Source organism: Janthinobacterium aestuarii (genome assembly GCF_051380835.1).
Classification (GTDB): Bacteria; Pseudomonadota; Gammaproteobacteria; order Burkholderiales; family Burkholderiaceae_D; genus Janthinobacterium; species Janthinobacterium aestuarii.
Map to the genome: position 1 here is coordinate 1 of NZ_JBNYXU010000012.1, position 16755 is coordinate 16755.

Here is a 16755-nt window from a genome sequence, read left to right on the forward strand (position 1 = left end):
GCTTTACGCCCAGTAATTCCGATTAACGCTTGCACCCTACGTATTACCGCGGCTGCTGGCACGTAGTTAGCCGGTGCTTATTCTTCAGGTACCGTCATTAGCAAGAGATATTAGCTCTCACCGTTTCTTCCCTGACAAAAGAGCTTTACAACCCGAAGGCCTTCTTCACTCACGCGGCATTGCTGGATCAGGCTTTCGCCCATTGTCCAAAATTCCCCACTGCTGCCTCCCGTAGGAGTCTGGACCGTGTCTCAGTTCCAGTGTGGCTGGTCGTCCTCTCAGACCAGCTACTGATCGATGCCTTGGTAGGCTTTTACCCTACCAACTAGCTAATCAGATATCGGCCGCTCCACGAGCATGAGGTCTTGCGATCCCCCACTTTCATCCTTAGATCGTATGCGGTATTAGCGTAACTTTCGCTACGTTATCCCCCACTCCAGGGTACGTTCCGATATATTACTCACCCGTTCGCCACTCGCCACCAGAGCAAGCTCCGTGCTGCCGTTCGACTTGCATGTGTAAGGCATGCCGCCAGCGTTCAATCTGAGCCAGGATCAAACTCTTCAGTTTAATCTCTGTTACTTTGCCGTTTTACCGGCACCGTCATTGCTGACGGGTCGCTCACTCAAAAAACTGACAGGCCACTACTTTCGTAGCGCCTATTTCATTATTTCTTGTGAACATTTGATATTTTAAGTTTTACGACAATCCGAAGATCATCGCTGCACTACATCAAATGCCCACACTTATCGACTGTTAATTGTTAAAGAACTGTATTCGGTTACTGCTTTCGCGCTATCGACAAAGCGTTGTGTTTGTCAGCTGCGAAGAAGGAAGAGTATGAAGCGTTTTCAGCATTTCGTCAACCTTCTTTTTTCACCCTGCTTTACTCTGCATTTGCATGCGTCGTTCAGCGAGGGGGCGAATTATAGCCAAGGCGCCACGGCGACGCAAGAGCCATTTATGGCAAGACGAACGATTTCACCAGGGTCAGCTCGCCGGCGGCCCGCATCGGCACCTGGAAGCTCTGCAGCTTTTCGCGCGGCGTGCCTTCATTGGTGATGATCGATATGCGCGCGACGGTCAGCATGGCGCTGTTCTCGCCGCTGCCGTAGTAATTGACGTAGGCGTGATAGTTGCCCTTCACGGGCGCGGCGCTGGAAAAGATTTCCGGGCCATAGCCGGTCGTCACGTCAACGTCCAGCGCGCCGCCGTCTTTTAATACGCGATTGCCATACCAGGCGTGGCCACCGTCCGGCGTGACCACGTGCAGATCGAGGTCGGTGCCGGCGCTGTCCCACGACAGCACTATGCGCAAGCGTGCCTGGGTCTTGCCCTGGTAGCTGTCGACAAACTGGGTGCGCGCGCGGCTTCTGCCATCGGGCGAGCGCACTTCCACGCTGTTCGAGCCGCTGCCGAAGCCATAGGGACGGCCGTAGCTGCCGTCCTCACCCACCTCCATCGGCATGGCCACGCCATTGACCACCAAGGTGGCGGGTTTACCCTTGACGGCGCCCGCGATACGCCCGCGTATCTGCGCCGTTTCAGCCTGCCCCGGCTGCAGGTTGACCGACGCGGCGGGGTAATTGACCGCTTGCGTATAGTCCTCGCGCGCGCCGGCCGAATTGCGCCAGCCGCTCTTCGGCGCATCGATGGTGACCTGGGCTTGCGCCCAGAGTGGCAATAGCAATAACGGAATCCAGTAGCGGATAGGGGAACTCACAGTGCCTCCAGGTTAAGGTCGACGAGCCGGCGGGCCAGCCGCTCGACATATTCTTCGTCCTGGCCACGCGGATGACGGCGTAGGCCAAGGTGTAAATATTCATGGGCCAAAGTAATGCGGTCTTCGCGCGTGGCCAGCGGCCGCATGAAGATGCGGTTGCGCGACTGTTCCGAATACGGCGCGCCGCTCTGCAAGGCGCAGACCAGTGGCGCTTGCGGCGGCGCCTCGTAGCCGGCCTCGCGCAGCAGCACACGCTGCCAGCGCGGCACGGACCGCGCCAGCCAATCCTCGTTCTGCGCCAGGCGACGGCAACGCGCGCCGGTATTGCCAAAGGTACTCAGCGCGCCGCCGGGATAAGCCGCCGCCAGCAATTCATCATAGTGCTTACCTTGTTTGGCCTGGCGCACCGCCTCGCTCCAAGCCATCGTGCCCTCGGACGGCAGATTACTGTGATAGCGCACGGTGACGCCATCGACGATCAATTGGTCAGTCCAGCGCGCAATCGCCAGCGCCGCCGGCGTGGCGGGGCTGGGACTGACACGCTGGGTAGCGCTGCTGTCGGCGATCTGCTGGCAGCCCGCCACCGTCACCGCGTTCTGCTGCAGATACGTGCGCGCGGCAATCGCCAGCGCCTTGGCCGCTTCCGGCTCGTTGGCGTTCGCTTCGCGGTCAAGCACGCGCGCCACATATTCATTGACGCCGAAGCGGCCGCGCAATTGCGGACTGCCGCCCTTCTCTTGCAGCAGCATCAGCTCGCCGGTGCTGCGCAAGGCCAGGTTCTGGCCATTGTCGAATTGCACATGGTAGCGGCCATTGAGAGGCCCCGGTATGGCTACGCCACGTTCGCCGCGCACGGCACGGATCGGATAGCGCTTGAAATAATCGACCACCACGCAACCGCCGTCGTCTGCCGCACCCACTGGCGGCAGACTGGCGGCCAGCCTGGGCGCCCACTGCTCGAACACATTGCTGCTGCCGCCCGCGCCGCCAAACCAGATCGGTGTGCCGTCGGCCAGCCAGCCGGCCGCGCCGCCGATACGTTCGTCTGCCCGCCTCCGCTCGTGCCAGGAATACGTTTTGACGCGCAACTGGCTGCCGAACCAGCGGGCAGTGCCGGCGCCGCGTCCATCGAGCACCACGCGCAGCAGCGCCGCTTCGGCGTCCACGCGGCTGGCGGCTGGAATGCTGTCGAGCGCGCGCAGCAGGCTATCCAGGCGTATCGTGCGCGCCGGCGCCAGTTGCGCAGGGTCGGACAGCCAGGCAAAGTCGCCTGCGGGCGCGCTACCCAGGCGGCCGGTCCAGTATTTGCGCCACGGCGTGGCCGTGATCATCAGGCGCCTGGGCGAGAAAAATGGGCCGCACGATTGCGCCAGTGCCGCGTCGTGGCCGATGCTCTGGCCCGCATCGCAGCAATACACTTCTTCCGGATCGCGGCCGCCGCAGCGGTAATCCGGCATCGCCACCTTGTTATCCGTCGCGTAGACATACACGAACAGCTTCCACAGGCTGGCCAGCGGGACTTGCCGCGCACCGTCGAACGGCGGTGGCGCCGCACCGCCCTGGCGCAGCTGCCGCACTTCGATTTTGCCGTCGCGCCACCAGGCCACATCCAACGAGGCTGAAAAAGCGGGTGTGGCCAGCAGCGTGGCAAGCATCAATGCCGGACGTGCAAAGCCCATCACTCGACCTTCAGCGCGCGCGTGGTCTTGCCGCCGCCTTCGAAGGCTTTCTGCTCCGGCTGGTACATGCGGTAAAAGCGCGCCGGCGGCAGCACATAATTGCCCTTCTGCGCAAAGCGCAGCAAGTGGCGCACGGTCACGTCACCTTCCATCGGCTCGATCGGTACAGCGTAGCCGTCGCGGCGCTCCGTGTGGCGCGCGCGTTCCAGCGCGGCCGGCTTGTCGCCCGCCATGACCATGCCCCAGGTAGTCGATTCGACCATGGCACCGGGCGGCAGCGCCACTTCCAGCAAGCCAAAACGGTGCTTCGCACCCGGCGCTGCTTTCAAGGTAATTTCATCAAGATACAGCGCGTCCGTGCTGAGCGCTTCGCCCGGCTTGACCAGCTCCGTCGTGTAGCCGCCCTTGCCCGCCTTCATGCGCAGGATGCGACGCTCGACGGCGACCGGCAAGGTTTGCGCTTCGGCCGCGTGGCTGTCGTACTGCAGCACGGCCACCGTGCCGGCCGGCGCCGGTGCGGCGAGACGCAATTTATCGGGAATACTCTTGGTGTCGCTCCAGCGCCAGAGCGGCTGGCCGCTGCGGCTGTCGCGCTTTTGCCAGGCGCCGTCCAGCGCGACGGCCGGTCCCTTGCCGAACGATGCGCCGCCCTGCTTCTTTTGCACCCACATCAAGGTCATTGCGCGGTCCAGGGTCGGCATCTCGGCGCGCACGCCGGTCAGCACCGCCTCGGCCTGGGTAGTCGGTACTTCGCCGGCCAGCATCAGCAGGGCCTGCGCCACCGGCGCTTTGGACTCGCGCAGCACCTGCCACGAGCTGGCCACTTGCAGCTGCAGCGAATGCGGCAGGGCGATGCCATTCTGGGCGGCGACCAGCGCCACCAAGCCCAACGACATCGCTTGCGCTTCGCGATCAAGAGCTCCGCCCAGCAGCATGCTGCTCGTGTCGCCAGGTTGGCGCGGCTTGCCGCCCAGGACGGCGATGGCGCTGTCCTCCACCAGGCCGGCCGCCAAGGTCTGCGTGGGCAGGCCCATCTCGCGCGCCATCCACAGCACCAGCGCGCGGTCGCCCATCGCATCCTTCAAACCATGTTCGCTGTAGACGGCCAGCAGTTTGTTCCAGTGCTCGGACGGCAGCTCGATGTGCAGCGCGCGTGCCGCGTACCAGTCGGCGTAATAGGCGTACGCCGTCATCAAGGCATTGCCGGCCGTGGCGTTGCCCCACCAGCCGAAGACGGCGTTCGGGCCGGCCATCGAGACCAGGCGCAGGCGCTGCGCCGTCAGCAGCGTTTGCAGGCGTTCGCTTGCCGCGCCGGCGTCCGACCCCAGGCTTTGCGTGGCCAGCGCCAGCGGAATCAAACGGCTGGCCGTCTGCTCGACGCAGCCATACGGATAGTCGATCAGGTCGTCGGCAATGCGCGCGAACTGACTGGCTGCTCCTTGAGCGAACGAAACGCGGATATTGCGCGCGTCCGCCGGCAGCTTGAGTGGAATATCAGCGGTGGCGCCATCGAGCGGCAGCACCAGCGAGCGCGGGCTGCTCCAGGCGGCGGGCAAGGTTTGCATGGCCGTGTCGAGCGCGTCGACCAGTTTGCCATTCTGTTTCAGCTCCAGGCGCAGCAGCCCGGCAGCGCCAGCGGCGAGCGGGAATTCGACGTAATTGACACCCGGTTTGGCGGACAGCTTTTCCGTCTTCGGCTGCGCCCCGCCGGAGAGAACGACGTCGAGCGCCTGCTCCTTGCCCGTCTGGTTGAACACGGCCACCGAGGCATGCGGCGCATCGCCGACGCGCATCCAGTCGGGCGCCGTCCACTTGGCATAGAAGTTTTTATCGGAGCGCAGATAGGCGGTGCGCTGGCCGACGCGCCCCTGTTCATCCATCGCGCGGCCCGTGATCCTCCAGCGGGTCAGCGCGTCGGGCATGGTAAAACTCACGCGCGCATTGCCATTCGCATCGGTCTTCAGCGATGGCGCCCAGTAGGCCGTGTCGATATTGTCGCGGCGTGGACGCTCGAGCACCTTGACGCCACGCTCGTTGTAGTTGTGGCGCGCCGGCGCGCCGGCGGTGCGGCCCTGGGCCATGTCGTAACTGATGAAGGACAGGCTGGCCGTGGTGCGCACGTTGTTGCGGCGCGGATGGTAGAAGAAGTCACCGATATCGGGCGCGATTTCCGGCTGCAGCACATAGATCATTTCATCGACCACGCCCAGCGCCACCATGGTGCTCAAGGGCTTGCCATCGAGGGTAGCCTTCACATCCAGCGTGACCTTCTCGCCAGGCTGGTAGACCTCCTTGTCGCTCTTGAATTGCAGCGCGATGCGCGGCTCGATCACTTGCAGGCCGGCGTTCTCGAAGACAAAGTCGCCATTGCGCGTGTACGCCACCGAGAACGTCATGTTCGGGCCATGCTCTTCTTTTACCGGGATGCGCACTCTCCACTGCCGCGGCGCCACGCGCTTCGCCTGGTACCAGTCAGCGGCGCCGGCCATCAAGCCATGGTGTTCCACCTTGTCGCGCTCGAGCGTCAACAGCGCCTGGTCGACCTTGTCGGAGAACGTGATCAAGGCTTCGGCCGTGTCGCCCGGACGATAGCGGGCGCGGTCCAGCACGATCTCGATGCTGCCCGGCGTGGTCTGGATTCCATCGCCGGCGACCCAGTGGCTGGCGGCGGCCAGCAGGTTGCCGCGTTCGTCGCGCAGCGCCAGCTGATACGAGCCGGAGGCGGGGAACGTCACGTCCCAGCCCTTGGCATTTGGATCGAACGCGCCGTCGGTCGTGCTCTGTTTTTCCAGCTGCACCATCTCCCAGCGCACGGGCTTGGCCGCGCCCTGGCCATCGGCCAGCAAGTCAAAATGCACGGCCTGGCCAGGGTCGGAAAACTGGCGCGTCGCCTTCAACTGGTAGCTGCTGCTCGAGCGTTCTATCATCAGCTCGCGCGTCGCCTTGACGCGGTAGGCCGCGCCATCGGTCGCCAGCACGGTCAAGATGTAGCGCGAGGGATCGGCGGCGGGCGGCAAGCTGAAGTCCACATTGCCGCTGCCGTCGCTCGTCACTTCCTCGGTTTTCAGGACCACGGGGAACAGGCCACTGTAACGCAGCTCGCCTTCGACCATGGTGTTTTGCTGGCCACGCAAGGACAGGGTCATCTTCGCGTTTTTCACGGGTTTGCCATCGGGGTAGCGCAGTGCGATGCTGCCCTTGACCGCCTCGCCCGTCTTGAATTCCGGCTTCGATGGCTGGACGTTGATTTCAAAGTGCGGCTTGACGTATTCAGCCACGCGGAAGGCCGCGCCATACACGCCATCCTTGTAGTTGAAGCGCAGTTCATAGCCGCCGGCGGTGGCTTCCGTGGGCAGGCGGAAGCGCGTGTCGGCACCCGTGTCGCCGGACAGCTGCAGCGTTTGCGTCAGCAGCGGCGTGCCGTTCGGATTGAGCACGGTCAGGCTGACCGGCGCCGCGCTTGCTGCCTGCGAGTTGCGCGCGGAGGTAAATTCGCGGCCCAAAAACTTGACGTTGACTTCATCGCCGGGCCGGTACAGGGGTCGGTCCGTCACGGCATAGATCTTGGTGTTATAGATCTCGCTGTCATAGTAAAAGTTCTCGGACACGAACACGCCGCCGGCGCGGTCCTGGCCCAGCACATACGTGTGTTCCGGGCTGCCGCGTTCGAGCGAGGCGACACCATCGGCAGCCGTGGTGGCCGACTGCAGCACACCCGTGCCGTCCGTCCACGCCACGCTAGCGCCAGCCACGGCGGCGCTGTTGTCGCGCCGCGCCGTCCATACCAGCATCTGGCCGGACGACACCTTGGTCACGGCCACCGTGTCCGACACGAATACCAGGGTGGTGGCGCGGTGTTCGCCGATGATCGCTTCGACCAGGTACAGGCCAGGCTTGCGTTTGCCCAGCGGGATCATCACATTGCCGGCGCCGGCGACGATGAAGTCGCTGCTGGAGCCATCGAGCTTGACGCCTTTGGGCGGCGCGATGGCCTTGGCTTGCCAGATCGGATAGCGGAAGCTGTCGACCAGTTCCATGCCCTTGATCGGCTTGTACTGCGGGTGGTTGGCGAACACGGTGCGCCGGCGGATCGCGTCATTGGTCGCCAACTGCGGCTGTTCCTTCGTGACGGCCAGGCGCGCTTCGCCGGAAAACAGCTTGCGCCAGGCCAGGCGCGACTGCTTCCACCAGCTATCCCACAAAAAGCTCAAGGTGTTGGCCAGGCCTTCGCCCTGGTAATTGCCCTCGACCTGGATACGGTGCAGATTGCGCTGCTTTTTCAGGAATTCCATCGGTTCGGGCACGCGGTAGACGACGATGTCGGCGCCCGAATACGCTTCCAGGTTCATGCGCCCCATGTCGCGGCCCGGTACCTCGAGGCGCACGCGCGCTTCATCAAGACTGCCGTAGCTGGCATCCGACAGCAGGAAGAACGGCTCGCCCTTGAAGGTGCTGTAGTTACTTGGCTCGCGCTGCTGCGCGGAGGCGCTGCCCAGCATGAGCAGCGCCAGCAGGCCCATGAATAACAGCTTCATGACAGGAACGCCAGCCGGAACACACCGGCGAAATTGGGATTGTTGACCACAGGTTGCCACCGCGTGTCCTTCCAGCTCGTGAGTTCTTTGATATCGACGGTCCGCAGACCATTGTCGTCGGGGGTGACGGTACCGGTGTGGTAGGCGATGCGCGCTCCCATCCAGACCATCAAGTGCTGTTCGTCTCCCTGGTCGAAAAACAGCAGGTCGCCGGGCAGCGCCTGGCTGATTTCGCGGGCGATGAAACGGCTGTTGTGCTGCACCAGCGCCAGCGCCGTGACGAAGTGGCCGACATTGCCGCCTGTCTGCACCCAGCGGTTGCGCAAGGCGGCCTGCTTCGCATCCAGTTCCAGCTCGGGCGGCAGGCGCCGGTCGCTGGCGATGCCGTTCGCATGCAGCCACTTCGCGTCATGCACGGTGAGCGCCTCATTGACGGCAAAGCGCACCAGGCCAGCGCAATCGCGGTGCGTCCAGCGCGGCGACGGCCCCCGTTCGATCTGCGCGTTGACGATGCGCAGCATCCAGGCCTGGAAGGCACGGCTTTGCGCCTGCGACAGCTGCACCTGAGGCTCGGCAGCCGCGCGCAAGGCCCAGGCGGGCATTGCCACGGTGGCGGCGCAAGCCGCCAGCCAGCGCAAGGCGGCACGGCGTCCATGCCGCCTATGCCACAGCGTCATCGCCCAGCCTCTTGCCATTCCAGCGTTTCCCACGACGTGCCGCTGGCCGGCTGCCGCTTGAGCACCATGCGCAGCGGCGGATATTTTTTCAAGGCGTTCAGGCGTGGCACCAGGTGTTCGTTGGCGGCCGCGCGCAAGACCGGTTCGTTATTCGCAGGCAGGGTATCGAAGGCTTCCAGCTGGATCAGCCGGGCCAGCGACGCCGGCGCGATCAGGCCGATCGTGCGCGCGCCATCGGGCAGCAGGTCGCTGGCGGCCGGCGCCTGCTTGCGGCGCACGGCCAGCACCTGGTCCACCAGCTTGCCGTCGCTGGAAAAGACAACGGTATTGCCGGCCACGGCCAGCGCCGGCGTGGACTGGCCCAAGGCTGTGGCGACGCTGCGCTCCCAACGCGTGGCACCATCTTTACCTGTCGTTTTGCGCACGGGGTCCTTGCCGCCGATGGCCGCCTCGAACAGGCTGCCATACAGAGCGTCATCACCGGCCTGCGCACTGCGGGTGGCAACGAAAACTGGCGTATGCAGGCGCGAAGTGCCATACCAGCAGGCTGCGGCGGGGCCTTGCAAGTGCCCGGCCAGCGGCACCACCGGCTCCGATGTCTTGCTGCCCAGGCGCTTGAGCACGGGCTGCAGCGCGGTCCAGTCCACCGGCACGCTGAAGCAGGCACTCGGGTTGTGCGGCAGTTGCGGCCACAGAGCGCTGCTGTCATAGCCGCCGTTTTTCAGTTTATCGGCATTGAGCAGCACCTTCGATTGCCAGGCGCCCTGTTGAAAATCGAAGCGCAGCGCTTCGAGCCCGCCAAAGAAAGGCTGGTAGCCGAAGGACAGGAAGTCCGCCTTGACGGCGATGCTGTGGCCCTCGGGCGCGGTTGGATCGAGGTGGAATTGCGCATGAAAGACGTTCTGCTTGGCCGGCTCCGGCGCCAGCAGGCTGGCCACGGTTTTCTCGGCCGTGCCATCGCCATGCTTGCCGTCGCTGCCGCCATACAGCATGCCGGGATGGGACAGGATGACCAGGCGCTGGCCATGCGCGGCAAACAGCAAGGTGCGCTGGTAGGCATAGTTCAGCGCATATACGGGCACCTGGCCGCCATCAACGCGCAAGCTGCCGGCCACGCGCATCTGCGTATCTTTCAAGGCGATCTTGCCCGCTTCCTCCAGCAACCGCGTGAGCTGGCTGCGGGACACGGCAATGGCAAAATGCTTGAGCGAGCCATCGGCGTCGCGCCACAAGGCCACTTCCGCCGGCTGGTCCAGCACCATGCGCAGCAGCTGGTCGCCCCAGCCCAATTCATGCTCATAAGCGATGCGGCGCAGGCTGCCCTTCAGGCCCAGCCGATCCTCGCTCTGCTCGTAATAGAACAGGAAATCCTCGCGCAGCACGTCGCGCGCCAGCGGCACCGTCAGCAGGTCGCGCGGCAAGGCCGACAGGCTTTTCGTGCGGACCAGCGCATCGGGCCGGGATAAATCGAGCTTCAGGCCGTTGACCGGCCCCATCGCGCCCCAGCCAAACACCCGGTAGCCGATCAGCGCGGCGGCTACCACGGCCACGCCGGCAAGCGTCCCGAGCAGGACTTTTTTATTGAGTACTTTTTTCGCCAGCACCTTGTATCCTTTTAGCCTGCCACAGCATTGACAAGTTAGTAATTATTGACAAATGGTAACATGGCATTTGTTGCCGCAGCGCACAGCTGATGCGACAGCGTAAAATAGCGGTTTCGCCGTTTTCATCGCCTCCCATGACCATCCTGCTCTCCACCCTGAACGCCCGCTACACCCACGCCTCGCTGGGACTGCGCTATCTGCTGGCCAATATGGGGCCGTTGCAAGCGCAGACGCGGCTGCAGGAATTCGTCATCGGCACGAAAACCACGGAACTGGTCGAACGCATCCTCATCAACAAACCGCGCATCATCGGTTTTGGCGTGTATATCTGGAACGTCGAGGAAACGACGAAACTGGTGGCCATGCTCAAGCGCGTGGCGCCCGAGGTCATCATCGTGCTGGGCGGGCCGGAAGTGTCGCATGAGGCGGGCGAGCAAGAGATCGTCAAGCTGGCCGACTACCTGGTCACGGGCTGGGGCGACGTCACCTTCCCCAAGCTATGCGGCGAGATCCTCAACGGGCCGAAGCCGCTGATGAAGATCCACGCGGGCGTGCAAGCGCCGCTGGCGGAACTGCAGCTGCCCTACTCCTTGTATACAGACGACGATATCCGCCACCGCACGATTTACGTGGAAGCGTCGCGCGGCTGTCCGTTCAAGTGCGAATTCTGCCTGTCGGCGCTGGACAAGACGGCCTGGCCCTTTGCGCTGGAGAACTTCCTGGCCGAGATGGAGTCATTGCATGCGCGCGGCGCGCGCCTGTTCAAGTTCGTCGACCGCACGTTCAACCTGAATATCAAGACCAGCCTGAGGATCATGCAGTTCTTCCTGGACAAGATCGAGGCGAATCCGGACGACCCGATCTACGCCCACTTCGAACTGGTGCCTGACCACTTGCCTGATGCCTTGAAAGAAGGCATCAGCAAATTCCCGCCCGGCGCGCTGCAGTTCGAGATCGGCATCCAGAGTTTCAATCCGGACGTGCAATCGCTGGTCAGCCGCAAGCAGGACAATCAAAAGGCGGCCGACAACATCCGCTGGCTGTGCGAAGAGTCGAACGCCCACTTGCACGTGGACTTGATCGCCGGCTTGCCGGGCGAGGATGAAGCGAGCTTCGCGGCCGGTTTCAACAAACTGGTGGCCTTGAAACCGCATGAAATCCAGTTCGGCATATTAAAGCGGCTGCGCGGCACGCCCATCATCCGCCACACGGAAAACTATGGCATGGTGTTCGACCCGCACCCGCCGTACACCATCCTGGCGAACAAGCAGCTCGATTTCATGAGCATGCAGCGCCTCGTGCGCTTCGCCCGCTACTGGGACCTGGTCGCCAACTCGGGCCGCTTCGCCAATACAGTGCAATGGATGCTCGGCGATGCGCCATTTGAAAACTTCATGGATTTTTCGAACTGGCTGTATGCCCACACGGACGCCACCCACCGCATCGCCATGGAACGCCTGGCCAAGCTGGTGGCGCAATGGCTGCAGACGCGCGGCATGAGCGCGCTGGAGGCCAACGCCCTCGTAGCCAGCGACTATGCGGGCGGCGCGCAAGCGGCCGCACATACCAAGCCAGCCGAAGTGAGTACTGGCGGCGCCAAGGTGCGTCCGGACGTCGCCTTGCCCCAGCGGCAGGCGCGCCATCTGGCGTCCTGACAGGCCGGCGATTGAACAGCGGTGGCGGTCTGCGCCATTCTCCCTTAAACTGGCACGATGCCGACTGTACAATCGCCGAAACTGACCCTCTCCCAGACCAGCCCCCAACAGGGAGCCATCGTGGCCGCCAGCGGCACCTGGCAGGTGCACGCCCTCGCGCATGACAATGCGATCAAGGCCATCGACGCCCAGCTCAAGCCCTTGCAGGGCGACGCCAAGGTGCAATGGGATTTGTCGGCCATCGACAGCATGGACCATATCGGCGCCCAGCTGTTCTGGAATGCCTGGGGCAAGCAGCGCCCCGCGCAGCTGACCCTGGCGCCGTCGCAGGAAGAGTTTTTCCGGCGCATCGAAGAGACGGGACCATTGGAAACGCCGCCCTCGCGCGCCAACCGCCTCACGCCCGTGATGAAGCTGGGCATGGCCATCCTGCTGTTTTTCGAACATTTGAAGGGGTTTATCGCCCTCGTGGGCCAGGTGACGCAGGATGTCGGCCGCTTCGCGCGCCATCCGATGCGCGGGCCGTGGCGTGAAATTTCCGCCAATATCTTCCATGCGGGCTTCCAGGCGCTGGGCATCACGGCCCTTGTCGGCTTTCTGATCGGCGTCGTGCTGTCCTACCTGTCCGCGCAACAGCTGCGCGCGTTTGGCGGCGACATCTACCTGGTCAACCTGCTGGGCATGAGCGTCATCCGCGAACTGGGGCCTTTATTGGCCGCCATCCTCGTGGCCGGGCGCTCGGGCTCGTCCATCACGGCCCAGCTGGGCGTCATGCGCGTCACGGAAGAGCTCGATGCCATGCTGGTAATGGGCATTTCGCACGGTTTCCGCCTGATCATGCCGAAAGTGCTGGCCCTGGCCATTTCCATGCCCCTGCTCGTCATCTGGACGGATACGGCCGCGCTGATCGGCGGCATGGTGGCGGCCAAGGTGGAACTGAACCTGTCGGCGCGCTACTTCATCCAGAAGCTGCCCGACGCCGTGCCGCTGGCCAACTACATGATCGGCCTGGGCAAGGGCGTAATTTTCGGCATGCTGATCGCGCTTGTCTCGTGCCACTTCGGCCTGCGCATCAAGGCCAATACGGAAAGCCTGGGGCGCGGCACCACCACCGCCGTCGTCACGGCCATCACCGTCGTGATCCTGGCCGACGCCGTGTTCGCCATCGTCTTCAATGGAGTGGGCTACTGATGGCGGACGACACCAATATCGCCTGCGGCACCGGCAAGGAAGGCCAGTTCAACCTGCACGGCAACGCGCCCGTGGTGGACATCACCAATCTGTGGACCAAGTTCGGCCGCACCGTCGTGCACCAGGACTTGAACCTGGAAATCGAACGGGGAGAGATCCTTTCCATCGTGGGCGGCTCCGGCACGGGCAAGACGGTGCTGCTGCGCCAGATGCTGGGCCTGGAACATCCGGCGCGCGGCTGCGTCAAAGTCTTTGGCGAAGATATCAACAAGGCAAGTTCAGACCAGCTGCAACAGTTGCGCAACCACTGGGGCATGCTGTTCCAGCAAGGCGCACTGTATTCGGCACTGACCGTGTTCGACAATGTGGCCCAGCCCATGCGCGAATTGCGCGTGCTGCCCGAAGCGCTGGTGCACGACGCGGTATTATTGAAGATGAATATGGTGGGCCTGGGCCCGGAACATGCACTCAAGATGCCGTCGGACTTGTCGGGCGGCATGATCAAGCGCGTGGCCCTGGCCCGCGCCCTGGCGCTGGAACCGAAGCTGCTGTTCCTCGACGAACCGACGGCGGGCCTGGACCCGGATTTGTCGGAAAGTTTTGTCGCCCTGATCCAGTCGCTGCACCGCGAGCTGGGCTTGACGGTGGTGATGGTCACGCATGACCTCGACACCTTGTTCGCCCTGTCCACGCGCATCGCCGTGCTGGCGGAAAAACACGTGATCGCCATCGGCCCCACGCGCGAGGTGATCGAAGTCGACCACCCGTTCATCAAGCAATTTTTCCTTGGCGACCGCGGCAAGCGCGCGCTGGCCGTCCTCGATGAAAAACAGGCGGCGGTGGCGGGCAAGGCGACGCAGCCAGGCGACGACGCCGGCACAGACACGAAAGCGGAGAAGTAATGGAAAACAGATCACATGCCCTGATGACGGGATTTTTTACACTGACCTTACTGGTGGCCGCTATCCTGTTCGGCGTCTGGTTCAACCGCGACCGGGTGGAACGGGTGCCTTACCTGCTCGCCACCACCCTGTCCGTACCGGGCCTGAACCCGCAGGCCACCGTGCGCTACCGGGGCCTGGAAGTGGGCAAGGTCGACGCCATCGATTTCGACACGCAAAAGGCCGGGCAAATCCTCGTGCACATCAGCGTGGCGCCCGACACCCCCGTTACCAACACCACGTTTGCCACCCTCGGCTACCAGGGCGTGACGGGCATCGCCTACATCCAGCTCGACGACGAGCACGTCGGTTCCAAGTTGCTGGGCACCAGCAAGGACAAGCCGTCGCTGATCCCCCTGCGCGCCGGCTTGCTCGATCAGCTGGAAAAACGGGGCAAGCGCATCCTCGACCAGGCCGAGCAGATCACCAACAAGGTCAACAACCTGCTCAGCCCCGACAATCAGGCGGCCATGCTGGGCGCTTTCACGGAAGTGGGCAAGGCCGCCAAGGCTTTTGGCGCCATTCCGCAGCAGCTCGAGCCGACCCTGACGCAATTGCCGCAACTGACGGAACAGACGCGGCAAACCCTGACGGCCGTCAGTACGGCCAGCAAGAACGTATCGGACTTGACGGCCACGTGGAAAAAACTGGGCAACGACATCCAGGCGCCAGGCGGCGTGCTCGACAAGGTCAATGGCACGGTCGACCGGGTCGGCAGCTCGGTGGAAACGGTGGCCAATGGCGTGTCGCTGGAAGTCTTGCCACAGGTAATCGAGCTGAGCGGCGAAGCGCGTTCCTCGATGCGCGCCCTGAAAACCACCATGAGCACGCTCAATGAACAGCCGCAGAGCATCTTGTTCGGCGCCCCAGACATTCCGCCCGGCCCGGGCGAGCCCGGTTTTTCGGCACCGGGCAAATAAGGAGAACACCGCATGCCTATCCCACGCAACCTCAGCGCACTCATCCTGGCCGCCGCATTCCTGCTGGGCGGCTGCGCCAGCCGCAGCCCCGTCCCCACTTTCTATGATTTCGGCCCGGCCGCACCGCTGGCAGCGGCAACAGCTGCGCCGGCCGTGCCCGTGCTGGTGATCGCCGACGCCAACGGCCCATCCTGGCTCGACAGCCAGCGCATGTATTACCGGCTGCTGTACGCCGATGCGCAGCAATCGCGTCCGTACGCCTACAACCGCTGGAACACGCCGCCGCTGCAACTGCTGAGCCAGCGCCTGAAAACCCGTGTGGCGCAAAGCGGCGTGAAAGTGCTGTCGACCACGGACGCGGCCGCCGGCATGCCCCTGCTGCGCATCGACGTCGATGATTTCTCGCAAAACTTCGATACGCAGACGCACAGCAGCGGCCATGTGTCGCTGCGCGCCTCGCTGTTTCGCGGCCACCGCCTGATCGACCAGAAAACCTTCAGCCGCAGCGGACCCGCCGGCAGCGCCGATGCGCAAGGCGGCGCGCAGGCGCTGGCGGCGGCATCGGACGCCATCGCCGCCGACCTGCTCACTTGGCTGGGCACGCTGAATATCGCGAAAGAATGACCGACCCCGCATCCCCAGTCAGCCCGGCGGCGCCGCTGCCGTCCGTCCGTTCCTCGCCCGTGTCGCGCGCGACCCTGCTCGCCTACGTCTTCCTGATCGTGTACGCGAGCTGGTTCCCGTTCACGGGCTGGCACAGCAATGGCCTGTCGCCGCTGACGTTCCTGGAAAACACGCGCATGCCCCGCTACTGGACGGGCTTTGACGTGGGCATCAACGTCGTCGGCTACATTCCGCTCGGCGCGCTGATCGTGTATTCGCTGTTTCCGAGGATCACCGGTTTCTTTGCCGTCATCGTCGCCAGCCTGTGCGGCATGTTGATTTCAGGCAGCATGGAAGCCGTGCAAACCTATTTGCCCAGCCGTGTATCGTCGAACCTGGACTTTTATACGAATGCGGCCGGCTGCTGCATCGGTTCCATCATCGGCGCCCTGACGGCGCGCAAGCTGCTCGATCAAAGTCATTTGTTCCGCTTGCGCCAGCGCTGGTTTGCCCAGCACGCCAGCCAGGGCCTGGTGCTCGTGGCCCTGTGGCCGCTGGCGCAAATCTATCCGCAAGGCTATCTGTTCGGCCTGGGCCAGCTGCTGCCCATCCTGTCGGACTGGCTGTCGCAGCTGGCGGGCATCGACATCGATCTGGCCGCGTATCTGCGTCCCGACGTCGTATTGACGGTCGAGCAATATTGGCTTTCGGAAACCATCATCACGGCTTGCGGCATGACGGGCGCCGTGCTGACCTTGCTGTGCCTGCTACGCCGCGCCGCGCCGCGCACCATCTTGATGCTGGCCCTGATCGCCGCCGCCTTGATCGTGCGCTCGATGGCCAGCGCGCTGCTGTTTTCACCGGAAAATGCCTTCGTCTGGATCACGCCGGGCGCCCAGGGCGGCTTTTTGATCGGCCTGATCATGCTGGGCGGCCTGGCGTTCGCGCCGCACGTGGCGCAGCGCCGCATCGCGGCCGCCACCTTGCTGCTGAGCCTGGTAATGGTGAATACGACACCGATCAACCCATACTTCATGTCAACCTTGCAAGGCTGGTTTCAAGGAAAGTTCCTCAACTTCAATGGCGCGGCGCAATTTTTGGCTTTGCTGTGGCCCTTCATGGCCCTGTGGTTCCTGTGCCTGCCCTCGCACCGCCTGAACCGGCAGGAAGATGTGCAGCGCCAGCGTCGCGAAGACCCCCCATAAGCGTTATCATGGCGCATTGATG

11 protein-coding genes and 1 rRNA gene are annotated in these 16755 nt (G+C 63.6%); 6 read left to right on the top strand and 6 right to left on the bottom strand.

Annotation, left to right across the window (positions count from 1 at the left end; translation table 11 throughout):
- The 6 genes from ACQ4WO_RS25150 to ACQ4WO_RS25175 form a co-directional block, all read right to left on the bottom strand.
- Positions 1-570: ribosomal RNA gene (locus tag ACQ4WO_RS25150) — 16S ribosomal RNA — on the bottom strand; the annotation flags it as partial.
- Between the two features lie 391 nt (positions 571-961).
- Complete coding sequence (locus ACQ4WO_RS25155) at positions 962-1723, bottom strand: YfaP family protein (protein ID WP_436483725.1); 762 nt, start codon at positions 1721-1723, stop codon at positions 962-964.
- Complete coding sequence (locus tag ACQ4WO_RS25160; RefSeq protein WP_436483726.1) at positions 1720-3402, bottom strand: DUF2300 domain-containing protein; 1683 nt, start codon at positions 3400-3402, stop codon at positions 1720-1722. The genes ACQ4WO_RS25155 and ACQ4WO_RS25160 overlap by 4 nt, the downstream gene beginning before the upstream one ends.
- On the bottom strand, positions 3402-7937 hold the full coding sequence (locus ACQ4WO_RS25165) for an alpha-2-macroglobulin family protein (RefSeq protein WP_436483727.1): 4536 nt from the start codon (positions 7935-7937) through the stop codon (positions 3402-3404). The genes ACQ4WO_RS25160 and ACQ4WO_RS25165 overlap by 1 nt, the downstream gene beginning before the upstream one ends.
- Entirely contained in the window at positions 7934-8632 is a 699-nt protein-coding gene (locus ACQ4WO_RS25170; protein ID WP_436483728.1) for a DUF1175 family protein, read from the bottom strand. Before ACQ4WO_RS25170 ends, ACQ4WO_RS25165 begins: the two co-directional genes overlap by 4 nt.
- Positions 8611-10218 carry a DUF2138 family protein gene (locus tag ACQ4WO_RS25175; RefSeq protein WP_436483729.1) on the bottom strand — a complete coding sequence of 536 codons (1608 nt, stop codon included), beginning with the start codon at positions 10216-10218 and terminating at the stop codon, positions 8611-8613. The genes ACQ4WO_RS25170 and ACQ4WO_RS25175 overlap by 22 nt, the downstream gene beginning before the upstream one ends.
- Before the next feature lie 134 nt (positions 10219-10352).
- Between ACQ4WO_RS25175 and ACQ4WO_RS25180 the strand changes: the two genes are divergently transcribed.
- From ACQ4WO_RS25180 to ACQ4WO_RS25205, 6 genes are read left to right on the top strand one after another with little or no spacing between them, the layout of a single operon-like run.
- Complete coding sequence (locus ACQ4WO_RS25180) at positions 10353-11873, top strand: B12-binding domain-containing radical SAM protein (RefSeq protein ID WP_436483730.1); 1521 nt, start codon at positions 10353-10355, stop codon at positions 11871-11873.
- 57 nt (positions 11874-11930) lie between these two features.
- A complete protein-coding gene (locus ACQ4WO_RS25185; RefSeq protein WP_436483731.1) occupies positions 11931-13064 on the top strand; it encodes an MlaE family ABC transporter permease in 1134 nt (377 codons plus the stop codon).
- Positions 13064-13966: an ABC transporter ATP-binding protein gene (locus tag ACQ4WO_RS25190; RefSeq protein ID WP_436483732.1), complete on the top strand. Its 903-nt coding sequence runs from the start codon at positions 13064-13066 to the stop codon at positions 13964-13966. The genes ACQ4WO_RS25185 and ACQ4WO_RS25190 overlap by 1 nt, the downstream gene beginning before the upstream one ends.
- Entirely contained in the window at positions 13966-14925 is a 960-nt protein-coding gene (locus ACQ4WO_RS25195) for an MlaD family protein (protein ID WP_034754305.1), read from the top strand. Before ACQ4WO_RS25190 ends, ACQ4WO_RS25195 begins: the two co-directional genes overlap by 1 nt.
- Positions 14926-14937: 12 nt before the next feature.
- A complete protein-coding gene (locus ACQ4WO_RS25200; RefSeq protein WP_436483733.1) occupies positions 14938-15549 on the top strand; it encodes an ABC-type transport auxiliary lipoprotein family protein in 612 nt (203 codons plus the stop codon).
- Complete coding sequence (locus tag ACQ4WO_RS25205) at positions 15546-16733, top strand: VanZ family protein (RefSeq protein ID WP_436483734.1); 1188 nt, start codon at positions 15546-15548, stop codon at positions 16731-16733. The genes ACQ4WO_RS25200 and ACQ4WO_RS25205 overlap by 4 nt, the downstream gene beginning before the upstream one ends.
- Positions 16734-16755: the final 22 nt, after the last annotated feature.

Coding starts and splice junctions, on each gene's coding strand:
- ACQ4WO_RS25165 (WP_436483727.1), bottom strand. CDS start 7,937: ATGAAGCTGTTATTCATGGGCCTGCTGGCGCTGCTCATGCTGGGCAGC.
- ACQ4WO_RS25190 (WP_436483732.1), top strand. CDS start 13,064: ATGGCGGACGACACCAATATCGCCTGCGGCACCGGCAAGGAAGGCCAG.
- ACQ4WO_RS25180 (WP_436483730.1), top strand. CDS start 10,353: ATGACCATCCTGCTCTCCACCCTGAACGCCCGCTACACCCACGCCTCG.
- ACQ4WO_RS25185 (WP_436483731.1), top strand. CDS start 11,931: ATGCCGACTGTACAATCGCCGAAACTGACCCTCTCCCAGACCAGCCCC.
- ACQ4WO_RS25160 (WP_436483726.1), bottom strand. CDS start 3,402: ATGGGCTTTGCACGTCCGGCATTGATGCTTGCCACGCTGCTGGCCACA.
- ACQ4WO_RS25170 (WP_436483728.1), bottom strand. CDS start 8,632: ATGGCAAGAGGCTGGGCGATGACGCTGTGGCATAGGCGGCATGGACGC.
- ACQ4WO_RS25205 (WP_436483734.1), top strand. CDS start 15,546: ATGACCGACCCCGCATCCCCAGTCAGCCCGGCGGCGCCGCTGCCGTCC.
- ACQ4WO_RS25200 (WP_436483733.1), top strand. CDS start 14,938: ATGCCTATCCCACGCAACCTCAGCGCACTCATCCTGGCCGCCGCATTC.
- ACQ4WO_RS25195 (WP_034754305.1), top strand. CDS start 13,966: ATGGAAAACAGATCACATGCCCTGATGACGGGATTTTTTACACTGACC.